This is a genomic window from Mammaliicoccus sp. B-M6, from assembly GCF_022386965.1.
GTDB lineage: Bacteria > Bacillota > Bacilli > Staphylococcales > Staphylococcaceae > Mammaliicoccus > Mammaliicoccus sciuri_A.
Map to the genome: position 1 here is coordinate 1 of NZ_JAJNHJ010000046.1, position 17,044 is coordinate 17,044.

The 17,044-nt window shown below is 30.8% G+C and carries 20 protein-coding genes and 2 tRNA genes; 7 read left to right on the forward strand and 15 right to left on the reverse strand.

Translation table 11 applies throughout. The annotated features are described in order from the left end of the window. The coding region (locus tag LQ693_RS12335) for a transposase (protein WP_239743695.1) at positions 1 to 320 on the forward strand (320 nt) is incomplete at its 5' end. 241 nt (positions 321 to 561) lie between these two features. On the opposite strand, the gene menB is transcribed toward LQ693_RS12335, so the two are convergent. The 4 genes from menB to LQ693_RS12355 are packed head-to-tail and all read right to left on the reverse strand — an operon-like array spanning position 562 to position 5,174. Further along, a complete protein-coding gene (gene menB / locus LQ693_RS12340; RefSeq protein ID WP_025905467.1) occupies positions 562 to 1,383 on the reverse strand; it encodes a 1,4-dihydroxy-2-naphthoyl-CoA synthase in 822 nt (273 codons plus the stop codon). Next, a complete protein-coding gene (gene menH, locus LQ693_RS12345) occupies positions 1,356 to 2,177 on the reverse strand; it encodes a 2-succinyl-6-hydroxy-2,4-cyclohexadiene-1-carboxylate synthase (RefSeq protein WP_239703229.1) in 822 nt (273 codons plus the stop codon). The genes menB and menH overlap by 28 nt, the downstream gene beginning before the upstream one ends. Beyond that, complete coding sequence (menD, locus tag LQ693_RS12350; RefSeq protein ID WP_239703228.1) at positions 2,158 to 3,837, reverse strand: 2-succinyl-5-enolpyruvyl-6-hydroxy-3-cyclohexene-1-carboxylic-acid synthase; 1,680 nt, start codon at positions 3,835 to 3,837, stop codon at positions 2,158 to 2,160. Before menD ends, menH begins: the two co-directional genes overlap by 20 nt. Before the next feature lie 2 nt (positions 3,838 to 3,839). Beyond that, positions 3,840 to 5,174 (reverse strand): isochorismate synthase, encoded by a 1,335-nt coding sequence (locus tag LQ693_RS12355; RefSeq protein WP_232339582.1) that lies wholly within the window; start codon positions 5,172 to 5,174, stop codon positions 3,840 to 3,842. A gap of 205 nt (positions 5,175 to 5,379) precedes the next feature. Between LQ693_RS12355 and LQ693_RS12360 the strand changes: the two genes are divergently transcribed. Continuing rightward, positions 5,380 to 6,318: a 1,4-dihydroxy-2-naphthoate polyprenyltransferase gene (locus LQ693_RS12360; RefSeq protein WP_025905471.1), complete on the forward strand. Its 939-nt coding sequence runs from the start codon at positions 5,380 to 5,382 to the stop codon at positions 6,316 to 6,318. Between the two features lie 34 nt (positions 6,319 to 6,352). Here the strand turns inward: LQ693_RS12360 and LQ693_RS12365 are convergent, their stop codons facing one another. Both LQ693_RS12365 and LQ693_RS12370 read right to left on the reverse strand, forming a co-directional pair. Beyond that, positions 6,353 to 7,081 (reverse strand): alpha/beta hydrolase, encoded by a 729-nt coding sequence (locus LQ693_RS12365; RefSeq protein WP_107566013.1) that lies wholly within the window; start codon positions 7,079 to 7,081, stop codon positions 6,353 to 6,355. Positions 7,082 to 7,115: 34 nt separating this feature from the next. Continuing rightward, positions 7,116 to 7,583 carry a GNAT family N-acetyltransferase gene (locus LQ693_RS12370; RefSeq protein WP_025905635.1) on the reverse strand — a complete coding sequence of 156 codons (468 nt, stop codon included), beginning with the start codon at positions 7,581 to 7,583 and terminating at the stop codon, positions 7,116 to 7,118. A gap of 553 nt (positions 7,584 to 8,136) precedes the next feature. On the opposite strand from LQ693_RS12370, the gene LQ693_RS12375 reads away from it, so the two are divergent. Beyond that, the gene (locus tag LQ693_RS12375; protein ID WP_239703227.1) at positions 8,137 to 8,352 is read left to right on the forward strand and encodes a hypothetical protein; all 216 of its coding nucleotides are present in this window, start codon (positions 8,137 to 8,139) and stop codon (positions 8,350 to 8,352) included. Between the two features lie 85 nt (positions 8,353 to 8,437). Here LQ693_RS12375 and LQ693_RS12380 read toward each other — a convergent pair whose 3' ends face one another. From LQ693_RS12380 to LQ693_RS12410, 7 genes are all read right to left on the reverse strand, one after another. Then, positions 8,438 to 8,632: a hypothetical protein gene (locus LQ693_RS12380; RefSeq protein ID WP_025905637.1), complete on the reverse strand. Its 195-nt coding sequence runs from the start codon at positions 8,630 to 8,632 to the stop codon at positions 8,438 to 8,440. Positions 8,633 to 8,635: 3 nt separating this feature from the next. Further along, positions 8,636 to 8,875 carry a hypothetical protein gene (locus LQ693_RS12385; protein WP_107566015.1) on the reverse strand — a complete coding sequence of 80 codons (240 nt, stop codon included), beginning with the start codon at positions 8,873 to 8,875 and terminating at the stop codon, positions 8,636 to 8,638. A gap of 525 nt (positions 8,876 to 9,400) precedes the next feature. Continuing rightward, positions 9,401 to 9,646: a hypothetical protein gene (locus LQ693_RS12390; RefSeq protein ID WP_107566016.1), complete on the reverse strand. Its 246-nt coding sequence runs from the start codon at positions 9,644 to 9,646 to the stop codon at positions 9,401 to 9,403. A gap of 264 nt (positions 9,647 to 9,910) precedes the next feature. Continuing rightward, positions 9,911 to 9,998 (reverse strand) — tRNA-Ser (locus LQ693_RS12395). A gap of 1 nt (position 9,999) precedes the next feature. Continuing rightward, a tRNA-Asn gene (locus LQ693_RS12400) sits at positions 10,000 to 10,074 on the reverse strand. A 132-nt stretch (positions 10,075 to 10,206) separates the two neighbouring features. After that, the gene (locus LQ693_RS12405; RefSeq protein ID WP_107566017.1) at positions 10,207 to 10,761 is read right to left on the reverse strand and encodes a competence protein ComK; all 555 of its coding nucleotides are present in this window, start codon (positions 10,759 to 10,761) and stop codon (positions 10,207 to 10,209) included. Between the two features lie 112 nt (positions 10,762 to 10,873). Next, positions 10,874 to 11,239 (reverse strand): VOC family protein, encoded by a 366-nt coding sequence (locus LQ693_RS12410; protein WP_107566018.1) that lies wholly within the window; start codon positions 11,237 to 11,239, stop codon positions 10,874 to 10,876. Positions 11,240 to 11,482: 243 nt separating this feature from the next. On the opposite strand from LQ693_RS12410, the gene LQ693_RS12415 reads away from it, so the two are divergent. Then, positions 11,483 to 11,698: an IDEAL domain-containing protein gene (locus tag LQ693_RS12415; protein WP_016911637.1), complete on the forward strand. Its 216-nt coding sequence runs from the start codon at positions 11,483 to 11,485 to the stop codon at positions 11,696 to 11,698. A 73-nt stretch (positions 11,699 to 11,771) separates the two neighbouring features. On the opposite strand, the gene lplA is transcribed toward LQ693_RS12415, so the two are convergent. Then, the gene (lplA, locus tag LQ693_RS12420; RefSeq protein WP_025905641.1) at positions 11,772 to 12,767 is read right to left on the reverse strand and encodes a lipoate--protein ligase; all 996 of its coding nucleotides are present in this window, start codon (positions 12,765 to 12,767) and stop codon (positions 11,772 to 11,774) included. A gap of 170 nt (positions 12,768 to 12,937) precedes the next feature. Here lplA and LQ693_RS12425 point away from each other — a divergent pair, with 170 nt between their 5' ends. Continuing rightward, positions 12,938 to 13,123, forward strand: coding sequence for a YkvS family protein (locus tag LQ693_RS12425; RefSeq protein WP_025905642.1), 186 nt, complete (start codon positions 12,938 to 12,940; stop codon positions 13,121 to 13,123). A 2-nt stretch (positions 13,124 to 13,125) separates the two neighbouring features. Beyond that, complete coding sequence (locus LQ693_RS12430) at positions 13,126 to 13,731, forward strand: CPBP family glutamic-type intramembrane protease (protein ID WP_025905643.1); 606 nt, start codon at positions 13,126 to 13,128, stop codon at positions 13,729 to 13,731. Between the two features lie 61 nt (positions 13,732 to 13,792). Here LQ693_RS12430 and LQ693_RS12435 read toward each other — a convergent pair whose 3' ends face one another. Beyond that, positions 13,793 to 15,304, reverse strand: coding sequence for a bifunctional metallophosphatase/5'-nucleotidase (locus LQ693_RS12435; protein WP_239743699.1), 1,512 nt, complete (start codon positions 15,302 to 15,304; stop codon positions 13,793 to 13,795). 152 nt (positions 15,305 to 15,456) lie between these two features. Here LQ693_RS12435 and LQ693_RS12440 point away from each other — a divergent pair, with 152 nt between their 5' ends. Then, positions 15,457 to 16,929, forward strand: coding sequence for an ATP-binding protein (locus LQ693_RS12440; RefSeq protein WP_107565919.1), 1,473 nt, complete (start codon positions 15,457 to 15,459; stop codon positions 16,927 to 16,929). Positions 16,930 to 17,044 lie beyond the last annotated feature (115 nt).

Consider the following 17,044-nt stretch of genomic DNA (forward strand, 5'->3'; position numbering starts at 1 on the left):
AAACGAATAAACAATTAAACGCATATGTGGGTATCGATATCAAACGATATCAATCAGGCAAAACTCAATATAGAGATACAATTAATAGACGAGGGAATAAAAAAGCTAGACGATTATTGTTTTTAGTAGTGATGAATATTATTCGAGGACAGCGTAACTATAATAACCACATAGTTGATTATTATTATAAATTAAGAAAGCAGCCCAATGAGAAGTCTCATAAGACTGCCGTAGTCGCTTGTATAAACCGACTATTAAAAACACTACATTACTTAGTTAATGAATCTAAATTATACGATTATCAAATGTCCCCACATTAGTCTAAACGTACAATCAAATTTAGTTTAACACCTTATTCAAAAAAATTAAAATGGACGGTTTATTTGAATATGTTTTCTTAAATACAATCTGGCTTGACTAATCGTAGGAAATAGGTGACTCCTATATTGCAAGACTCCCCAAGCAAGCAACATAGAACACTTCATATACAGATATTTTTTCCATAAAAAAGGCTGAGACATTACATAATGTCTCAACCTCTTGTTTTTATTTGTATCAATATTAAGGAAACTTAGGAAATTGATCGAAGTCTGGTTGACGTTTTTCTTTGAAAGCGTCTCTTCCTTCTTTTGCTTCGTCTGAAGTGTAATATAATAATGTTGCATCACCAGCGAATTGTTGTAAACCAGCTAATCCATCAGTGTCAGCGTTCATAGCAGCTTTTAAGAAACGTAATGCAGTTGGTGAATGTTGCATCATTTCTTTACACCATTGAACTGTTTCATCTTCTATTTTATCTAATGGTACAACTGTATTAACAAGACCCATATCAATCGCTTCTTGTGCATCATATTGACGACATAAGAACCAAATTTCACGTGCTTTTTTATGTCCAACAATTCTTGCTAAATAGCCTGAACCATAACCAGCATCGAATGAACCTACTTTAGGTCCAGTTTGACCGAATCTTGCATTTTCAGCGGCAATTGTTAAGTCACATACGATATGTAGTACGTGTCCACCACCAATAGCATATCCTCTAACCATAGCTACTACTGGTTTAGGAATAACACGGATAAGACGTTGTAAATCTAATACATTTAATCTTGGAATTTGGTCATCACCAACGTAACCACCATGTCCACGAACAGATTGGTCTCCACCTGAACAGAATGCTAAGTCGCCTTCACCTGTTAAGATGATAGAACCTACTCTTTCATCATCTCTAGCTCTAGAGAAAGCATCGATCATTTCTTGAACTGTTAAAGGTGTGAATGCATTACGTACTTCTGGACGGTTGATTGTAATTTTAGCAATACCTTCGAAAAATTCATATTTAATTTCTTTATATTCTTTTATAGTTTCCCATTGTCTTGACATAATTTGCCTCCTAAAATAAATTCTATTATTATTGTATCAAATTTTGAGGGTTGTTCCACATGAATTGTGTGCCCAGCATCATTAACAATATAAAATTTACTATTTTTTATACTTTCGTTCATTTGTTTACCTATTTGAATAAACTTTTCATCTTTTTGACCGACGATAATACAAGTCGGCACATTCATTGTATTCAAATGATGCCAATTGGATGGTTGTGAACCTGTACCATAATCTTTAAGTGCTTTACTTAAGCCGTTTGGATTTTGAGAAAGTCTCATTTGTTTAATACGTTCTCTTTCTTCAGTAGAAAGTATAGACTGACTATTAAATAATGGAAGTTTAGACCATTCCTCTACAAACTGAGGTAATCCAATTTCATGAATGCGCGCTGCTCTATTATGATCGACTTCAATTCTATTCTGTTTATCTGATGGATCTTTAAGTCCTGGACTAGCACTTTCTAAAATCAAGCCGCTTAATAGCTCTGGGTATTGTACAGCGAAGCTTAACGCAACACGTCCACCCATAGAATATCCATGCAAATAGACCTTTTTAAGCTCTAAATAATCAATGACTTCTTTAATCTTATAAACAATATAATCCATTGACCATATATCATCATAACTTGATTCATCATGTCCATGTCCAGGTAAATCAATGGTTATGACATTTAAGCCTTGGTTACTTAACGTACGCTCAACTATATGAAATGATGTATGATCACTGATAAAGCCATGTAATAAAATAATAGACGGTTTATGTTCATCAAACGACTTAACGCGGTGATTTAACATATTGGATACCTTTCATTTGTTCAAAAAGTTGTCTATGTTTTGCGGTATTTTCTTCTCTATTCGTTAGAATTTCGTATAAATAAGAACCGAATTGTGGTAATGTTTGTTTCTTATAATCAGAAACACTTTCGAATTTTTCGTAACCTAACTCATATAGATGCGCAACATGTTGAAAATCTAGATCAAGTGGTGTACCGAATAATTTCTCAAAATGTTCAGGTGCTTCTTCTTTAGGTGCTAAGTAATTGAAGATGCCCCCACCATTATTGTTTAAGCACACAATTGTAATATCTAAATCATGTAGTTTACTCATAATCAAGCCATTCATATCATGGAAGAACGAAACATCACCAATAATAAGTGTGACTTTTTTATATACTGACATACCAAGTGCAGTCGACACGACACCATCTATACCATTTGCACCTCTATTAGCTGCTATTTCAGCTTTTGAGTTTAAATTAAATGTATCGACATCTCTTATCGGCATACTATTACCAACAAATACAGTATCTTTAGAAGTCATTTTTTTCAATAAACTACCGACTGCAGCACCTTCATCTGTTTCTTCTTCGATATATTTTTCAATCAATGCACTTGCTTCTTTGTCCATTGTTATCCATTTTTCTAACCAATTCTTGTTTTGAGTTGGTGATACATCTTGAGCTTGTCTGAAGAAATCATTTGGACTTAATTCCACTGAAATCGTTGGTACTTTAGGATAAGCATCAGGTGTATCATTATTTTGCACAAGAATTTGTGGACACTTAACTTCTTTTAACCAATTGTTTAAATGTTTCGAAACGACTGGTTGCCCCACTCTGATGATAAATTGTGGTTCAATACTTAAACCGCCTTTGAATAATGCGTCATAAGTAGAAATCACATTTGGATGATTTAATTTTCTCAAATTACTTAATGGATCAGCTAATATAGGAATATTATGAATCGCTGAATAAGTTAATATTTGAGATAAATCTTGACCTTGTGTGTCTCCTACAATAACGACACCTCTTGGTTTTTCGATATATGTTTGTATACTCGTAAAATCAATCGACTTTTGGTATTTTGTTTCTAATTTTCTTTTAGAAGACAAATATCTTCTTAATTTCACATTAGGAATTAATGGTTCTCTAAATGGAAAATTAAAATGCACAGGTCCTCTTTGTGGACCAACAAAATGCTTCTCAGCTTTAATCATATTCATATTAATTGCATTTAATGTACCCTCTGAGTCATCAGCTATAGGCATATCAAATTGAAACTTTGTAAAGTTTTGGAACATATTTACTTGATTGATTGCTTGAGGTGCACCAACATTACGTAGTTCATGTGGTCTATCACTCGTAACAACAACAAGTGGTAAACGACTAATAAACGCTTCAGAAACTGCTGGCATATAATTAGATGCAGCTGTTCCTGACGTACAAATGATTGCAACAGGCTTTTGACTTGCTTTAATAATACCAAGTGCAAAAAATGCTGCGCTTCTTTCATCTGGATGAACCCATGTTTTTAAATGTGGATGTCTTTCACAAGCTATCGCTAATGGTGTAGATCGTGATCCAGGACTAATAACAACATCATCGACACCATATTCATATAATTTAGAAACAAATGTAAATACTTGTTTAGTGAGACTTTCAGTATGTGTACTCAATTCTACATCACTCCTAGTGCTTTCAACATTGGTTTAAATTTTAAGTCTGTTTCTTCAAACTCAGATATTGCTTCAGAATCTTTTACAATACCACAACCTGAATACAATGTTGCAGTATGATTGTTCACTAACATAGATCGAATAGATACAACAAATTCACCATTATTTTCTAAATCGATATAACCTAATGGTGCACCGTAAAATCCTCTTGTACCAAACTCTTCATGTTCTATAAATTTTATCGCTTCAACTTTAGGAAATCCTCCTAATGCTGGCGTTGGATGCAATTGATTAACAATTTCTAATACATTTTCAGATAGTAAATCTGCTTGTATTTTCGTATATAAATGATATAAATGCTTGTTAGTAAGTATGGTAGGCTTTTTATCGTATTCAATGTGTTTTGTGAATGATTGAATATCATGAATAATACTATCCACTACATAACGATGTTCAAATTGATTTTTAGAATCATTTAGAAGCTCATCTTTTAATTCATCATTCTTTGTTTCATCTTCTGTTCTTAAAATCGTACCAGCAATTGCATTTGTATATAGTTTACCATCTTCTATTTGGCAAAGTTGTTCAGGTGTTTGTGAAATAAATTGAGATTTACCTGACTCAAATAGTAATAAATAACTTGATTCATTTGAATCTAATGATCTTTGTAATGCATCTTCAACATTAACACGATCTTCAAATTCGATTTGTCTTCTTCTGGATAGTACGACTTTTTGTAGTGCTACAGATTGATTCATTTGTGAAACAACTTTAGTAACTAACGCTTTCCATTCTTCACTTTGAATATCTTTATTTTCCACTACTACAGGTTCACTCGATTCGATTTTTTCATTTTCTGTTTCTAAAATATTTATAACTTCTTGAATGTTGTCGATATCGAATTTGTTACTATGATCCGTATAAGTAAGGTAATAATGACCATTTTCTTTAGTTACCAAATATTTAGGCAATACAAAATGACTCATCCCGTAATCTTTCCATTCATTCGTTAATGAATGCTCTGAAAATTGAAAGCCACCAAAGAATTTTAGATGGTGCTTTTCATCATGTAACTTAATCGTATTTAATTGTTCTTTAATATTTTGCCAGTATTCATATATATCATCATGTTCTAGATGCGAATACCTAGCTTCTAATAAATATCCAATTCCACACATTTCTAATTTAGAATCTTTAGATTTGTAATAAAAATGTTGTCCTGTATAATTGATTTCTTCCCTTAATAAATGGATTAAATCTGGTTGATATTGAAGCTCAATTTCAACTGAAATATAATTTTTATTTCCATCGATTTCAGAAATTATCTGTTGCTTCAAATCCGTCCTCAAGGCCATTTCACTTCCACTTCTTTCCGAAAAATATCTATCTACTTATTTTATCATTTTTTAAGTGAACATGCGTTAATATTGTACTTTAAATACAGAATATAAATTAAAATTTTACACAATTACAGTGATTGACCAATTGATAGCGAAAGCATATACTAATACTGTCAAAAATATAAATTTAAGAGGTAAATACATGTCACAAAATTTATCACAGCATTCAGGCTTGAAAAAATATTATCATTTGATGAGACCACATACCCTTACAGCATCATTTGTTCCTGTACTATTAGGTACCGCTTCATCAAAGATTTTTTTAACAGGTGCTGAAGCATCCATTAAAATTTCAGTCGTATTAGCAATGTTACTCGCAAGTATTTTAATACAAGCAGCAACTAATATGTTTAATGAATACTTTGATTATAAGCGTGGATTAGATGACCATACTTCTGTTGGTATCGGAGGCGCAATCGTAAGAAATGGTATGTCTCCTAAATCCGTTTATAATTTAGCAATAGCATTCTATGTTATAGCTGTCATATTAGGTATTTACATATGCATGCAAAGTACATGGCTATTAATACCAATAGGATTAGTTTGTATGGCAATCGGTTATTTCTATACAGGTGGACCAATCCCTATTTCATGGACGCCATTCGGTGAAATATTCGCTGGTTTCTTCATGGGATTTGTAATTGTCATGATTTCATTCTATATACAAACAGGTACTTTAAGCTTTTATCCAGCATTATTAAGTATTCCAGTTTCTATTACAATTGGACTTATCAACTTAGCAAATAACATTAGAGACCGCGAAAAAGACAAACAAAGTGGTAGAAAGACTTACGCAATCTTAGTCGGTAAAAGACTTTCCATCATGACTATGGCAATTCTATATATTTTCGCATATGTCTTTGTTATTTACTTAGCATTATTTAAACCATACGGCTCTCTTTTATGGTTGCTCGTCTTAATATCTGCACCATTCCCAATCAAAGCCGTACGTCGATTTAACAAAAATGACACACCACAAACAATGATGCCTGCAATGGCAGCTACAGGTAAAGCAAACACAATCTTCGGATTGTTATTAGCACTTGGTGTATATATTAGTGGTTTATTAGGTGGATTATAAAAATAAGACCATGCCAACTTTTGTTGGCGTGGTCTTATTTTTTTAAGAACTCAAGTATATCTTGTTCAATTTGTTCTTTATCGTCACTTCTTGTCATTAAATGTGTTGCATTTTTATAGGCTGTTAATTCTTTATGTTCTGATGATATATCATGATATATTTTCTCAGCACTATCTTGATAGAATCTTTGATCTAATTCTCCATACTTTATAGAGATAGGTATATTTACTGCGTCTAAATGATTCATAATATCCTCTATAAATGATGTAAAAAGACGTGCACCATCTTCATAATCATCAATGAGTGCAAGTTGGCGTTTACTTTCATCTTCATCTAAACCTTGGATCTGATTAATTCTTTCTCCATAATGATAAAGTCTTCTCTTAATATCTTTATTAGTTCTATTATGAGGTGTGGACATTGCTATACATTTCTTCACATCAAATGTTTCGACAAGTTTTAAAGACATAAGCGCACCCAATGAAACACCGAGCACATGAATGGTTTCATATCCACTATCCTTTAAATAGTGATAGCTATCTTGTACCTGTTCCCACCAATCATTTGTCGTATAGGCTAATATACCTTCTAAACTTAATCCATGTCCTTTATAAGCTGGAATATAGCAAGTATATCCCGCTTCGTTTAGAAACTCTGCTAAAGCTTTTACATCTCTTACTGTACCTGTAAATGAATGCAATAATATAACCGCTTCATCTCCACCTTTTAAAAATACATTTTGAGATTCTTTCAATTTCAACAATCAAATCACTCCGATTTCAATTTCGATATCACTATTATAACGCTTTTTCCATATAATAGTTTGTCGTTTCAAATCCCATTTTTTTATATAACTCATACGCAATTTGATTATGACCGAAAACATGGAGTCGAATACTTTTAATGTCATGTTCCTTGCAATACTCATCTATAGCTTGCATCGTCATTTTACCTAAACCTTTACCTCTTTCAGATTCGTCAATTTTAATATCATAAATAAAACTCTTTAATACATGATCTTTCTCGAATACATGTAGCCATAAAATACCAACCTTCTCTCCTTCATTAAAGATATTAAAAATTTTATGACCTTCTGTATGTAAACCATCAGGTAGAAGTTTCTTAAAATATGCTCTACCTCTCTCATCCGCTTCTTCAACAGACCAAGAACCACTTTTCACTTGTTCATCAGCAAATTCTTTCAAAGAAACCTCATAAAAATCATTAAAGTCCTGCATTTCCATTAATCTTAATTCAACAGTCATATAATCCCCACCAATCTCTATATTTAGGTCCATTATACACTTCTATAAATTAGAAACAAAAATACAATTATTTGTTTAACCACTTAATAAACATAATCCCTAAAATTAAAATACTCACAGCAACAAGCGATTCAATCTTCTCTTTCTTCGTCGTTTTACGAATACTTATACTTGCTTTCATATCAATCACACTCCGTCCATAATCAACTCAATAATCATTTCACTAGCATTATTTTGAACGTTTAATCATTCCTGCTAATATCAATACCGTTCCTACAATATTTGTAATAATATTAATAATTGTTAATACTCTTGACACTTTTTTATATCAAACACACCTCTTAATCATTAATTTTTCACAACAGACAAATATTGCCAAATTGTGTTATAATACAATTGAAAAAAGGACAACGTGCTGTAACACGTTGTCCTATGAGCCCGTTTTAAAGACGGTGACCAAAATTTAATGATTAAATAAATCATCTCAAACTAGTCAAAAGTTGTAAGAGATGGTTTATTTTTTATGATTTAAATCATTATAAGGAGTGAAACTATGAAGCAACCTAAATACATATTATTATCTACATTACCTACCTACATAATGTTCTTTATACAAGGATTCTACGCTATTATATATAAAGAAAACCCTATCGCTAGAGTAATTGCTGTAATTAGTATGATAATCTTTACAATTATGCTCACTCTTCTCGTTTCAAAGGTATTAGATGCTAGCAAACAAAAATGGAAAAATAAGGTAATAAGATTTTAGACATAAAAACAAGCTATCACAACACTGTGATAGCTAAAAATTTGTCTAAAAATAGTACCATAACCATTAATTCTTTGTAAGGTACTTAATCTAAAATTTCAATCGACTTTATTTCACTTTCATCAAAGTCGTATATTTGTATTCCAGTATCTAAATATATAGAATATTCTCCACTTTCATTATCCATTTCATCATCATAAGTTATAACTTTACCTGTGAATTTTTGACCATCATCTGCTTCAATTAATACCATTTTTCCCACATAAGTCCATAGTTTCATAATTTACCCCCATGCTACAAGATCGGTTTCAGGAAACTCATTATTTTTAATATATTTCTCAATTCTATAAATCGCATGACCTAAATAGTTATTTGTACCTTCATCATATTCCGTATTTTTTGCATAGAGTATTTCACAATCATCAATTCTTATAGTAATTCTCCCTGACACTTTTTCGTTTTCGGGATAATAATCATAAGTCACGCTTTTTTCGTCTTTACGTACTAATATTAAAACTAACATTAATCATTACCTCCTTTTTCTAATTAACTCCTCTAGTGTTTTAATTCTTTTTCTCTTTTTGTATGTCGTTGTTTTAGTTGTTGTTTTTTCTTTAAGCTATTCTTTGGAATGCTTCAGCCGCATCTTTAGGTGGCATATAAGCGTCTAGTGTCGTTTCGTATTTCTTCAATGTTATCAACCTACTTATTCACTAATATTTACTATATTATATAATTTTTTCAAAATTCTTACAATAAAGCAAAAAGCTATCTAATATTACGTTAAACATTGAGATCAACATCAATCACGATTACATACTAAAAAAGCCCACCTATTTCATTTAGGTGAGCTTTTGGATATTCATATATAGTGTTGGCTATTTCATTCTTCATATATTTATTCCGAGTCTATTTTTATTTGGTTAACATATAATAAATTAAGGAAATGCAACAAATAATGATTATTATATTGATAGTAATCATAAAAATATCTTTAGCTTTATTTGTCATTGTAATCACCTCATATTATTATAAAGCTACACAGAGCTTATCCCCATGCAACGAATTGTGTTTTAGGTAACTCGTCTAAATCAACAATTTTTCTCATTCTACTAGCAGCATGTACGAAATATAATGACTTATACTTTTCAACTTCTGTTTTAGTAAAATCTATTATTTCTTTATCTTTTCTTCGCTTTGTTATTTGACCAGGCGTTAGTTCTTTATTATCTTCAGGATAATAATTATAAGTCACAATTTCATCATTGTATTCAATTAACTCCATTGTTAACATCTTAATCACTCCATTTAAGACTTAAATGACTATAGTATTAATGATATTACGCTTTTTATATCCAATATTATAATTATTCATTAAATCATGTTCAAGAGCTTTTTATAACTAGGATAAATAATCATTATGGTCACATGATTAAAAATATGGTGCTAGTGTGACCACGTTGTGACCAAAAATATTAAACCAGTTTAAATAAAAAAAGAAAAAACCTTGAGTTATCAAGGTTTTTTCTTTTCACTATACGTGACTAATTAATCTGAGCGGAGATGGAGGGATTCGAACCCTCGCGCCGCAGAACGACCTACACCCTTAGCAGGGGCGCCTCTTCAGCCAACTTGAGTACATCTCCATGGCTCCACAGGTAGGACTCGAACCTACGACCGATCGGTTAACAGCCGATAGCTCTACCACTGAGCTACTGTGGAATAATTAAATTTTTATCAAGCACAAATACTATTATATCAAGCATCTTAATATTTTCAAGAGAAAACCTAAAAAAATTAACGGAACATTTACACTTTAGTTGCACTTGTTCCGTTAATATTTATTTTCGTATGCTAATATTGATTTTTTAAATACATCTTAATAACATCACGTACACTATATCCATCTTGAGTTAAGTCAATATTAGGTGTATTTAGTTGTTTAATAAAGATATTATTACGGTGATTTCTATAGTACAAACATAAACAGTTTAAGTATTGATGATTAATTACGTGGTAGGAAATTGGAAAAACGAGGCTTTGATCTTGCTCTAAAAATATCTTGGTCTTATTGCCATTGTATTCTTTGAAATCTTTAACATAGAGTATATTTATCCATGTGTTGTCTATTGACCTTTCGGAACCTGTGCAGAAAAAATAAGTGGATGTAACTGCGGATACTAAAATCGGGGGTTTGCTAGTAATTCTGGTAAGCCTTTTTGTAAAAAGCTTTCTTTCATTGAAGTGTTCTCCATAAAAGCGACATGACTGATTCATAATTTCTTGAGGTTTCTGTTTAATAATGAACGGTTCTCTACCCGCTTCAGACACCTCAGTATGAATGGTATGATCGTCTACTCTGACTCCTCTAATGTACATCGTGTTTTGTTTAATTACGTATTTACTCATAGTATGCTCCTTTCAAAATTTATGTAATTACAACGAATGGATTTACATTTATTGTAATTACATAAAATATAATCTATATTTAAATGGAAGTCAATACTTTTTGGAATAAATTCTATTGTTTTTCTATAAATTCTAAACGATTTCCAAAAGGATCTAATAAATGGATTCTATTTGCGCCTGGAAAACGATTATCTGCTTTAAACTCTATTTTTTCATTCGTTAAATGTTCTTTTAAATCTTCTAGATTTTCAACATTAATAGCTGGATGTGCTTTTTTTAATGGTTCAAATCCTTCTTCAATACCAATATGCAAATCAATTTGATTAATATTAAACCAAACGCCTCCATTACCTCTCAATGACTCAGGCTTTTCTACTTCTTTAAACCCTAATTGATTACAATAGAAATATCGTGCTTTATCCTCTGATCCTTTAGGTGCAGATAATTGAACATGATCCCACTTTTTTAATTGATACATAATGATTCTCCTTAAGTATTTTTGTTATATATGGTTCGACTACTTAAAACTTTCACAACCGTATTCTGAATTGTGAGCAAAATAATTTGAAATTAGATTATAGTAACATATAATGAATTTATAGAGTAAGTTTATCACTGATTTCGAATTATAAATTTACTTTTTAAAATTTCTGAATATTCATTGCATTTAGAAAATAAATACGCTATAATTTTAACAAATAAAGTCAAGGGGTTGTTTAAAATGAAACAATATTCTCAAGTTAAGCACCAGAGTCTAGAAACTTTTGTTAATAACTTAAATGATTTATCAGTTGAGCTTGTGATTGACTCTGCTTTACGTGAAAATCGTAAAAGAGAATTAATGGTTTTAATTGATGAAGCACTTGCGAATCGTAATAATACTTTATTTGAACAATACAGTGAAGAATTAATTCAGTTGGAGGATTTACAATCGTGAGTTGTCATTTAAAATTTAACACATAATAAGAGACTACTTTTGAAAACATTCAAAAATAGTCTCTTTTATTTGTTTATAGCATTAAATTAATAATTTCTTCTTTAGCGATATCTCCAAAATAGTGATAAACATCAATATCTTTTAATGCTTCTTGAATAGATGATTTTTGATGTTGAACACCTATTAATGCTTCTTCAATATCTTTTACATCACCGACACCAAAGAAATCACCGAATATTGCTGCGTGTTCTATTTTACCTTTTTTAACATCTAATTTAATTTGGACAAGTCCTCTATCAAATTTATGACTTCTTTCAAAGTTGTATTTAGGATTCTTGCCATAATTCCATTCCCATTTTTGGTATTTATTTTTACTTAGTTCATTAATGTTATCCCAATCTTCATCTGTTAAATGATACTCTTCAACATCTTCACTACCTTGTTGTTTAAAGATAGATGTAAGTATACGTTGTTTAAATGTTTCAATATCCATTGGCTCTTCTAAGAACTCTTGTATGTTTGCGACACGTGATCTTATAGATTTAATACCTTTAGATTTTATTTTTGCTTCGTTAACGCGAAGTGCATTAACAACCTCTTCGATTTCACTATTTAACATCAATGTCCCATGTGAGAACATGCGATCTTTTTGTTTAACCATTGCATTACCTGATATTTTTCTTTCCCCGACTTGTATATCATTTCTACCAGATAATTCTGCTTTAACACCCATTTCATTTAAAGCATCAACAATTGGTTGTGTAAATTTCGCAAAGTTATGGAAACTGTCTTCGTCATCTTTTGTAACAAAGCTAAAGTTTAAATTACCTAAATCGTGATATACAGCTCCACCACCAGAAATTCTTCTTACTACTTTGATGTTGTGTTTCTCAACATACTCTTGGTTAACTTCTTCAATCGTATTTTGATTTTTCCCTACAATAATAGATGGTTGATTAATATAGAATAGGAAATAACTATCATCTTTAGGAAGAGAAGTTAAGACATATTCCTCCATAGCTAAATTAATCATTGGATCGTTAATACCATTATTACTTACAAATTTCATTATATTTCCTCCTTCTTTTCTCCCCAAATAGCCTCAAGTATTATAGTACCATATGTTTGATTAATCATATGTATGATATGTTTATGTTAAAATAGAGTATATTTGTTAATACTTTATAAACTGGGTATTATTTAGTATAATGTTTCATAGTATTATTTAGGAGGAATAAGATGACAATCGCAGAAGTTGGAAATATCATAGAGTTTCAAGATGGATTAAGAGGTAGAGTTGAAAAAATTAATGAAAACTCAGTTATCGTAGATATCACAATTATGGATAACTTTGAAAGTTTAGAGTTACCTGAAAAAACTGTAGTGAATCATAAGCGTTATACAATAATTTCTGAAGAGGGATAATAGTGAAGAGACAAATTAATCCTCAATTAATATGGTTCATATCTAGTTTCATTATTTTTCACATTATTTTATTCATTATGCAAGGTGAAAAAGAAGTATTCTGGTACTTATATACTGGTATTATGCTGATTGCGGGCATTAGCTATGTCTTTTATCAACGTGACATCAAATCTAAGCGATTACTTCAATCAATTGGATATGGTCTTATTGGTGCCATTATATTAGTTCTACTTCAGCTATTATTATCACAAATTTATAATGGCTTGTCATATGCATCCTTATTAAAAGAATTAATGCATGCTGGCGTATTTTATAAGTGGCAAATGCTTGTAACAATTGTAATTGCTATACCTTGTCATGAGTTATATATTAGAACAATTTTACAAAATCAGTTACAGCTGAAATTTTCACAACCTATTATTGCAATCGTTGTGAGTGCCCTTGCATCTAGTTCACTATTTTTATATTTAGATAATTTAGCTATATTTATGTTTATATTTTTAGCACAACTCATATTATCTACATTGTATTTCTACACGAAAAGAATCGTAACATCTTATGTAGCTCAAATTGCAGCAATCATCATACTCGTTATAATTTTTAGCTAATACATTTAATAAAATAATCCCCAAAAATTTTAGCAATTATGCTAACTTTTTGGGGATATTTTTATAATACTTCAAAATGATGTTCTAAATCATATTTGCCCTTTGATTCCGTCAGTTCTTCAATCATATATTCGATGACAGTTTTTTTCGCTCTCTCATACGTTGATTCAGAAATGATCTTATTAACGTGTCTAAATAAATAATCCGTCATAATAACTGAATAGGTAGCTTCTAAATCAATATTATTTAAGTTAACTCTACTGCCTACAGGTTTACTCAAATCAATCGTATATTCGAAACCTTTCCATACAGTCATAAGTGTCGGTTCTAAAATATGGTCATTATATTGAACCGTGTCCCCTTCTTTATACAGTGCTGTAGCAGTTCTTTCTATAATGCGCTTTATTTCAGCACCAGATAAATTAATTTTGACAGGTTTATCAGTATGTACATATGATTGATAAACATCTTTAACTTGTAACTCGCCACGTAAACTTTTACCAGTCGGGTTCCCAATTTGTGCACAAACAAAATCAGTTTCTTTAAATGCTCTCGTCATACTTTGTTGAATACATTCCATGAACTTATGCGGTTTTATAAATAAGTCTGTTAATTGTTTATAATCTAACACAACAGGTACGTCAACAACGCTCTGTTCAGACCAATGTTGGACTGCTTTTTGGTCGAAATACGTTAGTTCCAATAAATCTCTATCTTCAGGATAACTTGAAATTTCTACGTGCTTAATAGACGTATCGATAATTTCTACAGAGTTTGCTCTTTTTTTGAATTGAATAGACATATCTACAATATTCGTAGCATCTTTACCTGGTTGTATAAACTGTGTTTCTTCGACTTTAAGATCAACAATATGTTCTTGATGTCCAGTAATAATGACATTTACGCCTTCTGTACTTTTTGTCATACTTTCAGCGTTGTTACTGTAATATGATCTATAATTATTTTTATCTGTGTAAGTGTTTAAGCCACCATGGTATAACATAATCAAGAAGTCAGGGCTTTCTTTTTCATGTAAATATCTCACCCATTTTTTTGCTGTAGTCATAGACTCACCAACAAGGACTTCGTCTTCAAACTCAACGTTTTTATTTTCCATAAGACCACTAGATGTGAATCCTATGATGCCTATTTTTATACCTTCTACATATTTAATCGTATAAGGTGTTGTAAAATATGGTTCACGAGTCTTACTATGTTCAATATTTGCTGCTAACCAAGGAAATCTGCTTAAAGCAATAGATTTATTTAAAAAGTCTAAGCCAAAGTTGAATTCGTCAGGGCTCACACCACTTGCATCAAATTGCATTTCATTCATCACTTTAATCATTGGATTTCTCTTATATGGGGCAATTTGAGCATAATAAAAAGCAAACATTGAACCTGACAACATGCCACCATTATCTAACAATAAGACGTGGTGATTGGTTTTGCGTTTATGTTTAACGTAAGTGGCCATCTTTAGAATGTTACCACTAATACCACTTTTTCCTATTTGTCCATGTAAGTCAGAAGTAGCTAATAAATCAATTGTTATGGTTTCATTCGTATTCAATGCTATCCCCACCTTTTTTATTTATTTTACCATTTTTAAATACTGTTAGGGCAGTTTACGACCATTTGGATAGAAAATTTATTTAATATGTATTGGCAATAATTGTTAATCATAATATACTCTATTAGTAAACAATAAACTTGGAGGCAATAATGAAATCATTTAATAAATTAATCATCATTAATTTTGCTATCGCTTTAGTCATTTCATTAATGATTGGTATTATTATAAATAAAAATTATACAAATAGAGTGAATCAAAGATTAGAAACGACGAAAGAAATTGTAAACTTAAAAATTAATACATTTATAAATGAATCAAATAGCATCTCTGAATCTTTAACGACTATTTTATCTAACAGCCGCAATGAAAAATTTATTAATCAATTTTTAGAAGATAATCACATCAGATACACTTGGATCGACCATATTTATATATTGAATGATCAAAAACAAATCGTCTATGACTCTAAAGGCGCTGATTATACCTCTCTTGAAGATTTTAACAAATATAAGTTTCAATTTCCTTTTACAGCTAATTCTAGTTTAAGCAGTGAAAAAATCTCATTAAAAAATGCCAATACATTATTATTAACGAATCATTTAAAAGTTCAAAATAAAGACTACACTGTTGCTTCAGAAATCAATATGTCTTCATTCAAAAATGAAATTAATTTAATTTCTAAAAGATATCACATTCAAGTTAATGGAATCGATGGTACTGAAATCTATCAAGTTGGAAAAGAATATAAACACTCTAAATCCGTAACATATTTATATGATCAATTACCAATCTCATTAACAATTAGCGGACAGTATAATTTTATAACGCGCATAATTTTACCGAGCATTTTTATATTTTTAGTGGTATTTTTATTATTATCTATTGTGACACTTATATTAAAAAATAGATCCGAACGATTAGAACATGAAAAAGTCATCGAACAAGCTAATAATGAAAAACTTAGATTAATAGGTACACTTGCTGCCAATACAGCACATGAAATTAAAAATCCACTTACAAGCATTAATGGCTTTATCGAACTAACGAGAATGAAATATGATAAAGATAAACAAGATCATCACTTTAATATCATTTCAGAAGAACTAGATAGAATTAATAATATCGTGACACAGTTTTTATTTTTAGGAAAGCCAACTAACCTTGCCTATTCAAATGTCGATATTAATCAATCTATCAAAGAAGTTTCACAATTTTTGAAGTATGAACTTGAACAACATAACATTAATATTGCTTTAACATTACCTGATAGCCCTATCTATGCATTTATTTCAGAAGATCAATTAAAACAAATTCTCATCAATCTCATTCAAAATGCTAAAGATGCTTTATTAGATGTTGAACAACCAGAAATTGAAATTCAATTACAACATACACATGCAAAACAAGCGACGATTATATTTAAAGATAACGGTACTGGAATGTCTAAAGAGACACAACAAAAGATATTCGATCCTTTCTTTACAACGAAAGAATCTGGTAGTGGTCTCGGTTTATATTTAAGTAAGAAACTCATTGAAGATTGGGAAGGCGAAATTAGCGTATTTACAAATATGACTAAAGGTACTACCTTTATGATTACTATACCTACTATTAAGCCATAAGAAAAAGCAAGCGACCTAGTCGCTTGCTTTCAGAGTGTCGACAAAGTCTTAGACTTTGCCGGCATTTTTTTATGCGCATGCTTTTCGCGGGCATGTTCTCAGCCTGTAGTCTTCG

Coding starts and splice junctions, on each gene's coding strand:
- LQ693_RS12425 (WP_025905642.1), top strand. CDS start 12,938: ATGACAATCGCAGAAGTTGGAAATATCATAGAGTTTCAAGATGGATTA.
- LQ693_RS12360 (WP_025905471.1), top strand. CDS start 5,380: ATGTCACAAAATTTATCACAGCATTCAGGCTTGAAAAAATATTATCAT.
- menH (WP_239703229.1), bottom strand. CDS start 2,177: ATGTTAAATCACCGCGTTAAGTCGTTTGATGAACATAAACCGTCTATT.
- LQ693_RS12410 (WP_107566018.1), bottom strand. CDS start 11,239: ATGTATCAATTAAAAAAGTGGGATCATGTTCAATTATCTGCACCTAAA.
- LQ693_RS12415 (WP_016911637.1), top strand. CDS start 11,483: ATGAAACAATATTCTCAAGTTAAGCACCAGAGTCTAGAAACTTTTGTT.
- LQ693_RS12385 (WP_107566015.1), bottom strand. CDS start 8,875: ATGTTAGTTTTAATATTAGTACGTAAAGACGAAAAAAGCGTGACTTAT.
- LQ693_RS12375 (WP_239703227.1), top strand. CDS start 8,137: ATGAAGCAACCTAAATACATATTATTATCTACATTACCTACCTACATA.
- LQ693_RS12370 (WP_025905635.1), bottom strand. CDS start 7,583: ATGACTGTTGAATTAAGATTAATGGAAATGCAGGACTTTAATGATTTT.
- LQ693_RS12405 (WP_107566017.1), bottom strand. CDS start 10,761: ATGAGTAAATACGTAATTAAACAAAACACGATGTACATTAGAGGAGTC.
- LQ693_RS12440 (WP_107565919.1), top strand. CDS start 15,457: ATGAAATCATTTAATAAATTAATCATCATTAATTTTGCTATCGCTTTA.
- LQ693_RS12390 (WP_107566016.1), bottom strand. CDS start 9,646: ATGTTAACAATGGAGTTAATTGAATACAATGATGAAATTGTGACTTAT.
- LQ693_RS12380 (WP_025905637.1), bottom strand. CDS start 8,632: ATGAAACTATGGACTTATGTGGGAAAAATGGTATTAATTGAAGCAGAT.
- lplA (WP_025905641.1), bottom strand. CDS start 12,767: ATGAAATTTGTAAGTAATAATGGTATTAACGATCCAATGATTAATTTA.